At 60.2% G+C, this 14,382-nt stretch carries 13 protein-coding genes; 11 read left to right on the plus strand and 2 right to left on the minus strand.

Translation table 11 applies throughout. The annotated features are described in order from the left end of the window. Positions 1 to 21: 21 nt before the first annotated feature. A complete protein-coding gene (locus ACOZK4_RS04180) occupies positions 22 to 1,410 on the minus strand; it encodes an amidase family protein (protein ID WP_421590591.1) in 1,389 nt (462 codons plus the stop codon). A gap of 219 nt (positions 1,411 to 1,629) precedes the next feature. Here ACOZK4_RS04180 and ACOZK4_RS04185 point away from each other — a divergent pair, with 219 nt between their 5' ends. The 6 genes from ACOZK4_RS04185 to ACOZK4_RS04210 all read left to right on the plus strand — a co-directional run bounded on the left by ACOZK4_RS04185 (position 1,630) and on the right by ACOZK4_RS04210 (position 8,667). After that, positions 1,630 to 2,550, plus strand: coding sequence for an alpha/beta fold hydrolase (locus ACOZK4_RS04185; protein WP_421590592.1), 921 nt, complete (start codon positions 1,630 to 1,632; stop codon positions 2,548 to 2,550). Between the two features lie 99 nt (positions 2,551 to 2,649). Continuing rightward, the gene (gene torT / locus ACOZK4_RS04190) at positions 2,650 to 3,840 is read left to right on the plus strand and encodes a TMAO reductase system periplasmic protein TorT (protein WP_421590593.1); all 1,191 of its coding nucleotides are present in this window, start codon (positions 2,650 to 2,652) and stop codon (positions 3,838 to 3,840) included. After that, the gene (locus ACOZK4_RS04195) at positions 3,837 to 5,393 is read left to right on the plus strand and encodes a sugar ABC transporter ATP-binding protein (RefSeq protein WP_421590595.1); all 1,557 of its coding nucleotides are present in this window, start codon (positions 3,837 to 3,839) and stop codon (positions 5,391 to 5,393) included. Before torT ends, ACOZK4_RS04195 begins: the two co-directional genes overlap by 4 nt. After that, entirely contained in the window at positions 5,390 to 6,418 is a 1,029-nt protein-coding gene (locus tag ACOZK4_RS04200) for an ABC transporter permease (RefSeq protein WP_421590596.1), read from the plus strand. The genes ACOZK4_RS04195 and ACOZK4_RS04200 overlap by 4 nt, the downstream gene beginning before the upstream one ends. Before the next feature lie 46 nt (positions 6,419 to 6,464). Then, positions 6,465 to 7,193, plus strand: coding sequence for a cyclase family protein (locus tag ACOZK4_RS04205; protein WP_421590597.1), 729 nt, complete (start codon positions 6,465 to 6,467; stop codon positions 7,191 to 7,193). Between the two features lie 46 nt (positions 7,194 to 7,239). Continuing rightward, complete coding sequence (locus ACOZK4_RS04210; protein ID WP_421590598.1) at positions 7,240 to 8,667, plus strand: amidase; 1,428 nt, start codon at positions 7,240 to 7,242, stop codon at positions 8,665 to 8,667. A gap of 305 nt (positions 8,668 to 8,972) precedes the next feature. Here ACOZK4_RS04210 and ACOZK4_RS04215 read toward each other — a convergent pair whose 3' ends face one another. Beyond that, entirely contained in the window at positions 8,973 to 9,413 is a 441-nt protein-coding gene (locus ACOZK4_RS04215; protein ID WP_421590599.1) for a winged helix-turn-helix transcriptional regulator, read from the minus strand. 104 nt (positions 9,414 to 9,517) lie between these two features. On the opposite strand from ACOZK4_RS04215, the gene ACOZK4_RS04220 reads away from it, so the two are divergent. From ACOZK4_RS04220 to ACOZK4_RS04240, 5 genes are all read left to right on the plus strand, one after another. Further along, on the plus strand, positions 9,518 to 10,762 hold the full coding sequence (locus ACOZK4_RS04220; RefSeq protein ID WP_421590601.1) for an MFS transporter: 1,245 nt from the start codon (positions 9,518 to 9,520) through the stop codon (positions 10,760 to 10,762). 303 nt (positions 10,763 to 11,065) lie between these two features. Continuing rightward, on the plus strand, positions 11,066 to 11,914 hold the full coding sequence (locus ACOZK4_RS04225; protein WP_421590603.1) for an amino acid ABC transporter permease: 849 nt from the start codon (positions 11,066 to 11,068) through the stop codon (positions 11,912 to 11,914). After that, positions 11,911 to 12,675, plus strand: a complete 765-nt coding sequence (locus ACOZK4_RS04230) for an amino acid ABC transporter ATP-binding protein (protein ID WP_421590604.1) — start codon at positions 11,911 to 11,913, stop codon at positions 12,673 to 12,675. The genes ACOZK4_RS04225 and ACOZK4_RS04230 overlap by 4 nt, the downstream gene beginning before the upstream one ends. Before the next feature lie 35 nt (positions 12,676 to 12,710). Then, positions 12,711 to 13,568, plus strand: coding sequence for an ABC transporter substrate-binding protein (locus ACOZK4_RS04235; protein ID WP_421590605.1), 858 nt, complete (start codon positions 12,711 to 12,713; stop codon positions 13,566 to 13,568). A gap of 22 nt (positions 13,569 to 13,590) precedes the next feature. Then, positions 13,591 to 14,373, plus strand: coding sequence for a GntR family transcriptional regulator (locus tag ACOZK4_RS04240; RefSeq protein ID WP_421590607.1), 783 nt, complete (start codon positions 13,591 to 13,593; stop codon positions 14,371 to 14,373). The last annotated feature ends 9 nt before the right edge of the window (positions 14,374 to 14,382 follow it).

Genomic DNA, 14,382 nt, shown 5'->3' on the forward strand with positions numbered 1-14,382 from the left:
CTTGCGGGATCAACCTGCAAGTTACTGAAACATCGAAGATTTATCGGCGAAGCTCCCACGGATCGCCGGCTCCATCGTCATCGCGGCGGCGAGGAGTTCGCTGTCCAATCGCGGACCACCGCACAAGAGAAAACCGGTCGGGAGGCCGAAGTCGCCGGAACCGTTAGGGATCGAGATACCGCACAAGCCGAGGAAGCTGCCTATCATCGTATTTCGCAGCATCAGCCCATTGATCCGGACAAACAGGTCGTCATCCGCCTCCAAAGGCGCCGTGAGCGGAGCCACGAGCGGGACCGTTGGACAAGCGAGGAAGGTGTTCTCGTCAAAAAGCAACGACACCGCATTCATCAAGTCAACGCGCGTCTCTCGGATCGTCCTTTCCGCCGCTGGAGATATAATTCCTCCCGATTCAAGCCGCGCTCTAACGCGGGTATCCAGTCGCTCTGAAGAGGCAGTCGACAAAATTCGTCGGTGCGTGCGGAAAGCCTCAATCGCAACGATTGTCCCATGTCGCGCACCAAGCGCAAGAACCTCGTCCAGCAAGGTGAGGCGCCGCCGCTCCACCGACACGCCGAGATCCGTCAAACGATCGAGCGTCTGCTCGAAGTTGCGAACAATTGCAAGCTCCACCCCATCCCATACCGCGTTCATCGGGACAATGATGCGCAGTCCCTCGAGCGAGGCGGGCTTCAGGTCCACCACTGCAAGTCCACGGGCCGCCGCATCAACAATAGCGGCATCCGTCACCGTGTTGGTCATGACGCCTGCGGTATCGAGGGTCGGTGACAGCGGAAACGCGCCGGAGAGCGGCCAGCGGTTGCCCGATGTCTTGAAGCCCACAATGCCGTTCAACGCGGCTGGAATGCGTACCGAGCCACTGGTATCGGTACCTATCGCGACGGGAACCAGACCGAGCGCCACCGCGACGGCCGAGCCAGAGGAAGAGCCGCCGGGGATGCGGGCTTGCGCGCCGCTCCAGGGATTTCGCGGGGTCCCGTAATGTGGGTTGAGGCCAAGGCCTGAGAAGGCAAATTCCGTCATGTTGACCTTCCCGACCGTGACTGCGCCGGCGGCGGCTAGCCGTTGCACCAGTTCGGCATCCGCAGAGACCTGCCCTTCGTTGAGGACCAGCGAGCCAGCCCGCGTTACGTCTCCCTTAAGGTCGAAAAGGTCCTTCCAGGCGACCGGGACGCCTTCAAGCAGGCGGAAAGGCAATCCTTGGGCGATCCGTTGCCATGTCATGGTAGCCTCATCGAAGGCCCGCTTCGGCGTTACGCGCGTGAAGATCGCCTTGTCTGCGCACGCGGCAATAGCGTCAATCGTTCGGTGGGCGATAGTCATCGCGGCTGCCGGGTTTTCAGCGATCATCGACGCCAGTTTCGGGATTGATGGAAATAGTGGGGCGGCCATCCGCGTTCCTTCGCATCTGTTCGGGATGAAGACAGCAAAACCCAGCGCATGCGGGCAGCGATTTTTCAATCCCGCTGTCGCCCGATGCGCAAGATCTGCTGTGTAACTCCGCAAGCCAGGAAAGGGATGAAAGCCCGGAGGCTGCTATCACTGGGGCTATCAGGAATTCAGGACGCATGAGCCGGAAGGCGCTGGAGTCTAGGCAATAAGGAGCCCTCAGTGAGCAACTTGCAGACCATTGAAATCCCGCATCTTGGCGGTTCCCAGATCGGATACCGGCTTGCGGCAGATTACAACCCCAGCCTTCCGACGCTGGTGATGATCAATTCCTTCACCACATCTTCGGAACTGTACCGGAAACAATTCGCCGACCAAAATCTGGTGGGCAAGATCAATTTGCTCGCCATCGAGCCTTACGGTCATGGTGGGACGCGCACGTCAAGCGAGCAATTCACCTATTGGGATAGCGCAATTGCCAATATCCAGGTGCTGGAGCGGCTGGGCATTCCCTCTGCATTCGCGCTCGGCACCTCGCAGGGCGGCTGGATCGCCATGCGCATGGCCTTGCTTGCACCGTCACGGATCAGCGGCGTCGTTCCGCTGGGCACGTCTATGGACTACGAGAGTGCCGCCAGCAGGGCACTAGGATGCTGGGATGCGGACGCCTTTTGCTCACCGTGGATCGACGATCTTGCAATACAAGTCGGGCCGGACTGGGCGCCCTCGGACCAGTATTGCAACGATCTGATCGATCCCGCTTTCGGTGCGACGATTGACGCTGAAACCCGTGCGTTCTGGACCGATCGGCTGAAGCAGAACTACAAGGGCGACGATGGCCGCCGCCGCTTGCGCATGTGCACCATCAACCTTCGAGACCGCGACGGATTGCGTGGCCGGATCGATCAGGTCGAATGCCCGATCCTTTGGCTGCATGGAACCGAGGACGTCGTTTATTCCGTGGCGCATGCCGAGACTGAGACCGTTCTTTTCCCGAACTCCCGGAGCGTCGAATTCAAGGCTATCGATGGAGGGCATCATTTCCTTAGCGCCACTAACCCGACCGAAGTGAACGAATACACGTTGGCGTTTGTCGAACGTTGGAGCGCATACGGCGGCTTTGCCTCTAACGCGGCGGAGTAAACCGCCGCGGCGGTGCTAACTCGCTTGCTACACCGGTGTGCTCCTGCGTCATCCAGCGGTCCGGACGGCCAACATTACTTCCAGAAGGCCGAACTCGCAATGACCGGCCCAGGTCTCGCCCCATCGGGCGAGCTACTTTCAATCCATAAACGATGCCGGCAAACGGCACGACCAATCCGGAGATGGAACATGAACTTTGAAAAATTTCGCAACAATGTCGCCTTCGCTGCATCGGCGATGCTGGCGGCCTGCCTTTTCACCACCTCGGCCTACGCTCAGGAAACAGCCGACATCGTTTCAAAACCGATCAAGGTGTTCGTGCCGGACAAAAACGACGTTACAAAAGTTTCCGAGACGATCTGGACCCCGCCTGCCAAAGCGGCCAAGAAGAGCTATATCTGCGTCAGCTTCCCGACCATGCAGGACCCTTATTGGATCGCCGCCAATTACGGCATCGTCACGGAAGCCAAACGCCTAGGCGTCGAGGTCGACATCCTCAATGCAGGTTCGTTCACCAATCTTAGCACCCAAGTCAACCAACTGAACGATTGCGCGGCAAAAGGCGCGGAGGCTGTCCTCGTCGCTCCAATCAGCGCCGAGGGCGTTGCGTCGGCCGTGGCGTCGCTCAAGAAGAGCGGCATTCCCGTTATCAACATCATCCCGCGGATTGCCGAAGGTGCCAATCTGGCCGGCCGTTCAACGCTGGATTACTATCAGGTCGGCATAGCCAGCGCCCAATATCTGAAGGAAAGCGTTGGCGATGCCAAGGTCAAGGTCGCTCTGTTTCCAGGGCCCCCGGGCGCGGATTGGGCCGTACGCACGATCGACGGGTTCAAGGCTGGCATCAAGGACAGCAAGATTGAACTGGTGACGATCAAGTTCGGAGACACCGACAAGAACACGCAGTATAATCTCGTCGCCGATACGCTGAACGCCGTGCCCGATCTCGATTGGGTGGTCGGTAATGCCGTTGCGGCGGATGCCGCCATCGGCGCTATTAAGGCGGCCGGTTTGACATCGAAGGTCCAGATCGGCTCGACCTACCAGACCGGCCCGGTTCGGACCGGTATCGAGCAGGGCGCCATCCGGTGGGCGCTGAGCGATAACATCGTGCTGATGTCATCGATCGGTTTGGACATGGGCGTCAAGGCAATCGAGGGCTCGCTTGAACCGGACACGGAAATCTGGCCGGTTCCGCAGAAGTTGACGCGCGAAAACGTCATGGCCGAGGCCTCGTCGGGCGGATTTGCGCCGGATGGCTTCAAGCCGGTCTTCTCGGTAAAGCCATGAAGGCCGAGAACCTTCACGTTGAGCCCCTGCTCGATGTCAGGGATATTGAGAAAAGCTTCCCCGGAGTGCGAGTTCTAGACGGCGTCTCGCTGGTGGTACGGCGTGGCGAGGTTCATGTGCTGTTCGGCGAAAACGGCGCGGGCAAATCGACGCTCGTCAACATCATCCTCGGAAACTACGCGTCGGATGCCGGCTCCATTCTTTTTGATGGAGAGACGCTTCCGCCAGGGTCGCCGCGCGTGGCGCGTGATCGCGGCATTAGCGTCGTCTTCCAGGAGCTGAGCCTCATACCTACGCTGTCGGTGACCGCAAACATCTTCCTTGGCAAGGAGGCGCGACGTGCCGGGTGGCTGGACGAGCAGCAGATGGAGGCAGAGGCGTATGGATTGTTCCAGAAGCTGGGCATATCTCTGGATCCGAGGGCACTTGTCGGGGCTCTCTCCCGCGCCGAACAGCAGATGGTCGAGATTGCCAAGGCGCTGCAATCAAGACCCCGTTTGCTCATCCTCGACGAGCCGACGACGGCATTCACCGGTGTCGAGACAGAGCGGCTATTCTCGATCGTTGCCACGCTGAAGGGCGAAGGAACTGGCATCATCTACATCACCCACCGGATGGCGGAGATCAAGGCGATCGGAGACCGCATCAGCGTCCTACGGGATGGCCGGCGGATCGCGACAGAACGCGTTGCCGACACGACTGAGGAACGGCTGATCAACCTGATGACCGGGAGGGAGGCGTTAAAAGTCTACCCCGAAATCCGGTTCGAAGCTTCGCAGGAAGCCATCAGCCTCACCGGCGCGACAGCGGCATCAGGCCGCTTTCGGGATGTATCGATATCGGTGCGCGCGGGCGAGATCGTCGGGCTTGCTGGTCTGGTCGGGTGCGGCAAATCGGCCGTGGGCCGAAGCTTCTTCGGTGAGGAACGCCTGCTCAGCGGCGAGTTGAAACTCTTCGGCCGGCCGCTTCACTCACTGTCGCCCCGCTCGATGCTGGAATCCGGCGTTGTTTATCTGCCAGCGGATCGCCGTCGCCAGGGGCTGGTCCTCAATCGGTCGGTGAAGGAGAATGCGACACTGTCTTGCCTCAGGCAGCCGGGTTTTGCCGCTGGCCCGATGCTGAGGCGAAAGGCTGAGGATACAGCGGTAGGTAATGTGCTGCAACGCCTGAAACTTCATCCGCCGCTCCTTGACCGGAACGTCGGCGCCTATTCCGGCGGTAACCAGCAGAAGGTGGTGTTTGCGCGTGCTTTCCTGCGCGATACCCGCGTTCTGATTGTCGACGAACCCACGGTCGGCGTGGATGTGGGAGCCCGGCTTGAGTTCTACGGCATCCTCAAACAACTCTGCGAGGCGGGTACCGCTGTACTCCTGATCTCGTCGGACCTGCCGGAGATCCTGAACCTGACGAACCGGGTCTATGTGCTCGCCTTCGGTGCCATTTCGGCGGAATTCCACAAGCAAGACATCAACGAAACGGCGGTTCTCTCGTCGTTTTTCGCCATGGGCCGCGACAAGGCGGCGGCAAGTCGATCGGGAGGAACACAGTCATGACGACCTTAGAACAGCCCGGCCGGTCGGCGGGGCCAATGCAGGACACCGCGGTCGGCGGCTTGATAGCCCGCTTGCGCACAACCGGTGTTATCAGCGCTCTTGTTGTGCTGGTCTTTTTGATCTTTTCGCTGATCAACCCGCGGTTCACCAACCCGAACAACCTCGTCAACATCCTGAACCAGTCATCCTACCTCACCCTTGTCGCACTTGGTCAGGGACTTGTCCTGATCAGCGGAGGCTTCGATCTTGCCGTTGCCGGCATATTGGGGCTGACCAGTGTCGTCTCCGCGTCAATATTGGTCATGCTGACGGCAAACGGTATCGACCTTCCGGTTGCAGTCGCAATCGCTATAGCGGGCGGTCTTGGCGTCGGCCTGGTCTTCGGCTTCGTGAACGGCGTGACGGTCGCCTATCTAAACGTTCCCTCGTTCATCGTCACCTTGGGCACGGCGGGCATCGCCGCCGGGGTCGGCTATCAGATATCGGGCGGGATTCCGATAACCGGACTTCCCGAAGGTTTTGTCAACGCCTTTGGAACGCCGGATCTGCGCAGCATATCCACATCGGTCTATATCGCCTGCCTTGTGGCGCTCGTTCTTCATGTCGGAATGGTTCGCACCCGCATCGGACGGTACATCTATGCCGTGGGCGGTAATTCAGTCGCCGCGCGCCTGTCCGGCGTCAATGTCGGACGCTCCGTCATACTGGTGTTCATGACGAGTGGCGCCCTGACTTCGTTATCCGGCATCCTTCTCAGTGCCCGCGTGTCGACCGGCGATACAAATCTCGGCGGCAATTTCGTACTCCAGTCCATCACGGCCGGCGTGCTGGGCGGGATTTCCCTGCGCGGCGGGGAGGGCTCTTTGATCGGCGCGGCTCTTGGCGCCCTGTTCATCGCGGTTCTCGGCAACGGCATGAACCTCGAGAATATATCGTCTTACTACCAGATGATCATTCTCGGTGTGCTGCTAGTGCTCGCCGTACTGGCAGAACAAGTGCGGATGATGCTGTCCGGCAGACGATGAATTTCCGGTACCGCGCGTCCGTCCCAAGTGATGTTCTGGAGGATTTATGGAAGACGCTATTGATAAAATCGACCGAGCCTTTCGCTCGCTTCGGGCCGTTGATCTCGCACCCCGCCTCGAGCGGGGAATACCCCGCTGGCCTACGCATCCGCACCTGATCATCGACCAAACCATGAACCACGCCCACGACGGATATTTCTGCCAAGGGATCGTCATGGCCGAACATACAGGCGCCCATGTCGATGCTCCCGCTCACAACCATCCGGGCGGACAAACGGTCGACGAGATCGACGTCGACAGGTTGTTTGCGCCAGCTGTGCTCTACGACTTCTCAGATCTCGAACTCGAAGCGGGACAGTTGATCACGGCCGACATGGTCGAACGCTACGAGCGCGACCGCCGCGTCAATGTCGCCGAAGGCGAGATTGCATTGGTCAATTTCGGCTGGATGAAGCGCCATTGGCGGTGCGACTGCCACGCACAATGGTACGCAACCAATGCTCCCGGCATGGCCGAGGATGCGGTCATTCTGTTCAAAGAACGCGGTATCCGCGCGATCGGCAGCGATACTGTCGCTTGCGAAATGGCGTTGATCGACGGGAGAGCGGTGCATTCGCTCGGTCATGACAAGCATTGGCTCCCGAACGGCATCCTGATCATCGAGATGCTCGCCCGTCTAGAACAGGTCTCGCCGCGAAGTTTCTTTGCCGCCGCACCCCTGCCGTTCTCGCAGGGTTCCGGCTCGCCTCTGCGACCGATTGCATTCTGCTCCTAGCCCATCGTTCAGCTTCAATGGTGATAACTCGAATGAGATCGATACAATGCTGACCAGTCGAATTCCCGCAGGGCCGATGTCGGATGCACCTGAGCTTTGCCGATTAAATTCCACGGACCTGGCGAATGCCTATCGTGACGGTTCGCTTTCGCCTGTCGAGGTGGTCAGCGCTGGGCTCTCGCGGGCAGGTGCTATCCAAGGACAATTCAACGCGTTTACGTTCATCGATGTCGACGGAGCTATTGCAGCAGCGCAAGCTTCTGAAGAACGCTGGAGAAGGGGCGAGCCACTATCCGCTATCGATGGCATTCCCACCACCGTCAAGGACATCGTGAATGTCGAGGGCTGGTGCGTTCGCTATGGTAGCAAGACGACCGGCATGGATCTCCAGGGCCAGGACGCGCCATCTGTCGCCAGGCTCAGGAAGGCGGGCGCCGTCTTCATCGGCCAGACGACGACCTCCGAATATGGATGGAAGGCGGTCACCGACAGTCGATTGTTCGGCATAACGCGTAATCCATGGAATCCTGAATTGACACCAGGTGGCTCCTCGGGAGGCGCGGCGGTTGCCGCTGCGTGTGGCGCAGGTGTCCTGCATCTTGGCACCGATGGCGGCGGGTCGGTTCGCATACCGGCCTCGTTCACTGGCGTCATTGGGCACAAGCCGACCTATGGTCGCATTGCTCTCCATCCACCGAGTTCGTTCGGAACGGTTGCGCATATCGGACCGCTGGGCCGCAGCGTGGCAGACGTAGCACTGATGGTGGATATCATGTCTGGCCGAGACCAGCGCGACTGGACGCAACCTCCTCTTCCGTTCAATCCTGTTGTCGCAGGCCCACTCGACTGGCAAGGAAAACGGATCGGATACTGGAAGACGCCGTGCGTCGGCCACGTCGATCCCCAAATCGCGGCTTCGGTCGAAGCGATGCTGGCGGATATCGAGGCGGCTGGTGCAGATCTCGTCGAGATATATCTTCCTGACCAGGAGACGTTGCTGGAAGTCTACAATCGGCATTGGTATGTCGGAGCGGCAAACCGATTGTCGGGCTTTGATCCCGCCCGGTGGCATGAAATCGATGTCGGCCTGATTGAAGCTGCTCGAATTGGCAATAGTTATTCTGCGGTAGAACGTATGGACGCGGAGCTTCGACGCGGTCGGTACGGTGCGGCCATGGACGCTTTGTTGGCGGAATATGACTTCGTCATCTCCCCAACGACACCTATTCTGCCATTCGAGGCAGGTCGCGACGTTCCCCTCGGCTGGGAAGGGCGGAGCTGGGTTGAATGGTGTTCATTCAGCTTTCCGATCAACCTCAGTCAGCAGCCTGCCTGTTCGATCCCATGCGGGCTGAGCCTTGAGGGGCTACCGATTGGACTGCAGATCATTGGCGCTCGCGGGGAGGATGCCGCCGTATTAAGTGCCGCGATCCGACTGGAAGAGTTCCAAAGGGCAGTAGGTGCTGGTCGTTAGTTGCAACCCACGCGTTTTGTCAAGATAGTTTTCAGTGGAAACTCACTGCTGGAGCCCCGGTTTTCCTAACGGATCGAACGGAACTGCGCAGACCCAGCGGTTCATGGTTCGACAGTACGCCTGTGCCGCCAGCTGAGATATTTCAACGGCTTGCTCGTTTGAGATCTATGGGTCACCGGTTATGATCCCCTCACGGCGAAGACGCTGGCAAGGCATCTTGATCGAGCCATCTCCGGGTCACTCGTAACGACGGCTTTGCGCCAAAGACGGTCATTCGCGCTTGGACGTGGTCGAGCTACCGCGGGTCAGGTTGTTACTTGCGTGTCGCCCCAGTCAAGGGCTCGCCCATCTGCGGAGCGGACCACAAGCCGCGCGACTGGCACGCCTTTTTCCCGATCTACCAGTGAAGAATGATCTTCCACGTCAGCGAACAGGAAATCTTCACCCCACTGGCGGAGTGCGACAATAACGGGGAATAGACCACACCCTTTCGTGGTCAGGACATACTCACGGTAGGCAGTTCCATCCGACGCTGGTGCGGTTTCGATAATCCCTCGCTTTACCAAGTCGCGCAATCGAGTGGCCAGTACGCCCTTGCTTATGCCCAGCCCGAGCTGGAATTCGCCAAAGCGGCGTTTGCCATCGAAAGCATCGCGGATGATCAGAAGGGACCACCAGTCACCGATTGCATCAAGAGAACGCGCCACGGGGCAACCGGCATTCCACAGGCTTACGCGTTTAACCATCGAACTTCCATCTCCGTCTCACAATCTGGTTCTATCTTAGAACTAGAAATGTAGCGAGCCAAGTGGTCTCAGAATATGCTGACGAGATCATAAGGGTTTGCAGAATGGACGAGAAAACGGCGAGTGGTGCCCACGAGATACAAAGGCATGGATTGTCGAGATCGCGGACGCTGATAATTGCGTCCGCGGCAGGTTTGAGCGTCGCGAATATCTACTACTCTCAGCCCCTGCTTGACGAGATAGCGAGTGACCTTGGAATTTCGTCGGCTGTTATCGGTCTTATCGTGATGCTGACGCAGGTCGGGTACGGGCTAGGTTTGATCTTCATCGTGCCGATTGGCGATCTCACCGACCGACGCAAGCTCATCATAGCTCAAGGATTGCTGTTGACGACTGCTCTAGTGATCGTCGCGACAGCTGGAGCGAAAACAATGCTCTTAGCTGGCATGGCCTCGGTTGGCCTGCTGGCTGTGCTCGTTCAGGTACTGGTTGCCCAGGCGGCCGCCCTTTCCACTCCGTCTCAGCGCGGCAAGGTGGTCGGCACTGTTACCAGCGGCGTCGTGGCGGGCATCCTATCCGCCCGAGCCTTCGCCGGAACGGTTGCCGATCTCGGCGGGTGGCGAGCGGTGTACATGACATCGGCGCTTGCGACACTCGCCATGGTCGGCGTTCTTATTTTCGTCCTGCCGCGTCATTCCGTAGAACGGAGTTCGGAACCCTACATCCACGCTGTATTGTCTGTTCGAGACATGTTCTCGCGAAATCCGATCCTGCTTTTTCGAGGCATTCTCGCGCTTCTGATCTTCGCATCGTTCAGTACCCTCTGGACAGCGCTTGTTCTTCCGCTGAGCACTCCACCGTTCTCCTATTCCCACACCCAGATCGGTCTATTCGGGCTGATCGGATTGGCGGGAGCAGTCGGTGCAACGTTCGCAGGAAGGCTGGCGGATAGAGGGTATAATGCGTGGACGACCGGAATCTCTCTGGCCATCTTGCTAGCATCCTGGGGATTGATTGCTCTCCTCCCATACTCCACGCCAATGCTATTGATGGGCATTTTCCTGCTGGATTTGGCGGTCCAGGCTGTCCACGTTAGCAATCTCAGCATCATCGTGGCTGTTAACCCGCAAAAGAGCGGCCGCCTGATTGGAGGGTATATGGTGTTTTACTCGGCCGGCAGCGCCATCGGGGCAATTGCCGCCACGGCAACGTACGCGCGGTTTGGCTGGGCGGGGGTTTCTATTCTGGGAGCAACATTCAGCGGGATTGCGTTTGCCGTGTGGATCGCCAGTCGATTGTCCGCCGTTCTCAATCGACCATCTGACGCGGTGGAACCTTCCCGCAAATGACCGCTGCGGGCCAATAGCGGAAGTCGGCGAGCCACACGGCATGGGCAATGATCTCAGCGGGAAAGCGGTGGCGTCTGAAACGGGCAGGGGGGCTTCGGCCATGACAGCCCGATATCAAGCCGATCCCAACCACGCGGTTAAGGCGACGCCAACCGCAGAAGGCCGCTTGACTCCTGTGAAACTGCCATCTAATAAGTTGTAGGCCTAACCCTACAATTGGACATTATGCGACAGCCCTCTTTGAAACCAACTGCGACGCTCTCGCCTGCGGACCTTCCCGGTCGGGACGTGCCCGTACGTCACTTGCGACATCCTGGCCGCTGGATCAGCGGTGGCATCGTTTTGCTGTTGCTCGTCGCCATCGGCCAAGCTTTTGCCGTCGGGCAGATCCAGTGGCCCGTGGTCGGGCAATTTCTGGCCGCCGAGGTGATCGTAGTCGGCTTTGGCTGGACACTGCTGATCTCGGCCTGTGCGCTTGCGCTGGGCGTGGCGCTCGGTTTCGCCTTCGGCATCATGCGCCTTTCCGAAAATCCGATCCTTCGGTTCGCCGCCTGGCTCTATGTCTGGATTTTTCGCGGAACGCCGGTGCTGTTGCAGCTTCTCATCTGGTTCAACATCGCGCTGGTCTTTCCGAGGCTCTATATTCCCGGCCTCGTCGATGAGCGCATGGTCGATGTGGTCACGCCCTTCGTCGCCGCCGTGCTCGGTCTCGGCGTCAATGAAGGCTCCTATCTGACGGAAGTCGTGCGCGGCGGCATCGCCTCGGTCGACAAGGGTCAGACGGAGGCCGCCCATACGCTCGGCATGACGCCCGGCCAGACCATGCGCCGCATCATCCTGCCGCAGACGCTGCGGCTGATCCTGCCGGTTCTCGGCAACAGCGCCATCGGCATGCTGAAATTCTCCTCGCTCGCCGCCACCATCGCCATGGGCGAAATGCTGAACGCGGCGCAGCGCATCTATTTCATCAACGGCGCCGTCATCGAACTGCTGTTCGTCTGCGCCGTCTGGTATCTCGCCGGCACGACGGTGCTCTCTATCGGCCAATATTATCTCGAACGCCATTTCGGCCGCGACGCCTCGACGGCAGCGGTCGGACGCGGCTGGTTTGCAAGCTGGGCGCGCCGTCCGGCCACTCCGGAGGAAGCATGAGCCTCGCGGTCAAGGCGGTCGGTATCCGCAAGTCTTTCGGCAGTCACGACGTCCTGAAGGGCCTCGATCTCGACGTCGCCCATGGCGAGGTCATGTGCATCCTCGGTCCTTCCGGCAGCGGCAAGAGCACTTTCCTGCGCTGCATCAACCATCTGGAGACGCCCAACGGCGGCTATGTCTGGGTCGATGGCGCCATCATGGGTTACGACTATGCCAACGGCGCGCTGCAGGAATTGCCTGTCAGGCGGCTGCGCGCCCAGCAGAGCCAGCTCGGCATGGTGTTCCAGCATTTCAACCTCTTCGCCCACCGCACCGTGCTCGGCAACGTGATCGAGGGGCCGATGGTGGTGCGCGGCCTCAAGCGTGCCGAGGCGGAAGCCCGCGCCATGGAATTGCTGGAGCAGGTCGGCATGGCTGGCAAGGCGCAAAGCTATCCGTCGCAGCTTTCCGGCGGCCAGAAGCAGCGCGTGGCGATCGCCCGGGCGCTGGCCATGCAGCCCCGCGTCATGCTGTTCGACGAGCCGACCAGCGCGCTCGATCCCGAACTCGTCGGCGAGGTGCTGGAGGTGATGCGCACGCTGGCGCGCGGCGGCACCACCATGATCGTTGTCACCCACGAGATCGGCTTTGCCCGCGAAGTGGCCGACCGCGTGGTCGTCATGATCGACGGTGAAATCCGCGAGATGGGCGCCCCCGGCGACATCCTCTCCAACCCCACCGATCCGCGCGTGCGCTCGTTCCTGAGCCGCGTGCTCGCCTGACCCTTTTCTTTCGTCCAACAATGGGAGTACGGACAATGAAGACCATCCTGCCAATGATGCTGGGGCTTGCCTCGGCCACGTTCATCAGCCTTGCCGGCATCGCGCAGGCGGCCGGCGACGAAAAGCTCGCGGCCGCGCTGCCGGAGGCCGTGCGCACCGCCGGCAAACTGAATTTCACGATCAGCCTCGCCTACCCGCCGATGGAATACAACGACGCCGGTTCGACGGAGCTGAAGGGCTTCGACATTGACCTCGCCAAAGCGATCGCCGAGCGCCTTGGCCTGACGGCGGAATTCCAGAACGTCGAATTTCCGCAGCTGATCCCGCAGGTCGTCACCGGCCGCTCGGACATGATCATCACCGCCTTCTCCGACAAGGTGGAGCGCCAGACGCAACTTGATTTCATCGACTATTTCAAGACGGGCAACGTCTTCTATTCGAGCACCGACCACCAGGCCGAAATCAAGACCGAGGCCGACCTCTGCGGCAAGACGGTCGCCGTCGCGACCGGCACGAGCTGGGTCACCTGGGCCGAGGAACTCGGCAAGTCGATCTGCCCGGCCGACAAGCTGATCACCGTCATACAGATCCCGACCCAGGCCGAACACATCATGCAGATCCGCCAGGGCCGCGCCCAGGCGTCCGTCATCGGCCTCGAAGGCCTGCTCGACCTGATGAAGCAGGAGCCCGGCAAATTCTACCAGATCGGCGCGGTCGGTGAAGTCAATCATTACGGCATCGCCTTCGCCAAGGCGAACGGCCAGCTTCGCGACGCCGTGCATGCAACCCTCGAGGCCCTGAAAGCCGACGGCACTTATGCACAGATCCTCGACCGCTACGGCTTGAAAGAGGCGGGCGTGGAAGAGTTCAAGATAAACGGAGCCACGAAGTAATCCAGCATTTCCGGAGCCTGCCTTGACCCAGCCTTCCACACCAGACGCCCATGCCGCGGGTGAACATCCGGACGACCGGCTGTCGCGCTTTCGCCTCGATGCCTATTCGAGCGAACAGCTCTACCGCCAGCTCTACCGGGCGCTGCGTGCCGCGATCCTGAGCGGCGACTTCTCCGAGGGAGAATCCATTCCCTCGGAGAACCAGATGCGCGTCCAGTTCGGCATCGCCCGCACCACGGTGCGCAACGCGATGGCGCTTCTGGTGTCGGAAGGGCTGGTGCAACAGGTGCGCGGCCGGGGCACGATCGTTTCGCACCGGCCGATCAGCCACAATATCTGGAATTTCGGCAGCTTTACCGAACTCGCCCGCCGTCAAGGCCAGCGGCCTGTGACCCGGGTTCTGGAGCACAGGGTCGAAAATGGCGAGCTGCTATTGGTCCGCGCCCGCGGGCTTGCCAATGACGAGACGGTCAGCTGGCTGAACGTCGATACGTCCCAGCTCGATCTCGCGCTTTATCCGGGGATCGAGGCCTACGATTTCGCGGCGCAATCGCTCTACGAGGTGCTGCGCCGCGATTATAACCGCCACCCCTTGCGTTCGGAACTGTTGCTGACCGTCGTGCCGTCGTCCGAGCGGCTGCGGGCGGTCTTCGGTTCTGCGCCGGATGTGCCGGGCTACCTTTGCGCCAGCGGAGACGTGCTGGATGCCGACGACCGTTTGGTCGAGCGCACCTCCATCGTCTATTCGCCGGCCGTCCAGATGAAATTCGCAACGCGCTGGGGGCGCGATACCGCGCCGGCCTGAGGGCGACGC

The sequence above is a fragment of the Shinella sp. M27 genome (assembly GCF_049199905.1).
GTDB lineage: Bacteria > Pseudomonadota > Alphaproteobacteria > Rhizobiales > Rhizobiaceae > Shinella.

Coding starts and splice junctions, on each gene's coding strand:
- ACOZK4_RS04180 (WP_421590591.1), bottom strand. CDS start 1,410: ATGGCCGCCCCACTATTTCCATCAATCCCGAAACTGGCGTCGATGATC.
- torT (WP_421590593.1), top strand. CDS start 2,650: ATGACCGGCCCAGGTCTCGCCCCATCGGGCGAGCTACTTTCAATCCAT.
- ACOZK4_RS04195 (WP_421590595.1), top strand. CDS start 3,837: ATGAAGGCCGAGAACCTTCACGTTGAGCCCCTGCTCGATGTCAGGGAT.
- ACOZK4_RS04200 (WP_421590596.1), top strand. CDS start 5,390: ATGACGACCTTAGAACAGCCCGGCCGGTCGGCGGGGCCAATGCAGGAC.
- ACOZK4_RS04205 (WP_421590597.1), top strand. CDS start 6,465: ATGGAAGACGCTATTGATAAAATCGACCGAGCCTTTCGCTCGCTTCGG.
- ACOZK4_RS04210 (WP_421590598.1), top strand. CDS start 7,240: ATGCTGACCAGTCGAATTCCCGCAGGGCCGATGTCGGATGCACCTGAG.
- ACOZK4_RS04215 (WP_421590599.1), bottom strand. CDS start 9,413: ATGGTTAAACGCGTAAGCCTGTGGAATGCCGGTTGCCCCGTGGCGCGT.
- ACOZK4_RS04220 (WP_421590601.1), top strand. CDS start 9,518: ATGGACGAGAAAACGGCGAGTGGTGCCCACGAGATACAAAGGCATGGA.
- ACOZK4_RS04230 (WP_421590604.1), top strand. CDS start 11,911: ATGAGCCTCGCGGTCAAGGCGGTCGGTATCCGCAAGTCTTTCGGCAGT.
- ACOZK4_RS04235 (WP_421590605.1), top strand. CDS start 12,711: ATGAAGACCATCCTGCCAATGATGCTGGGGCTTGCCTCGGCCACGTTC.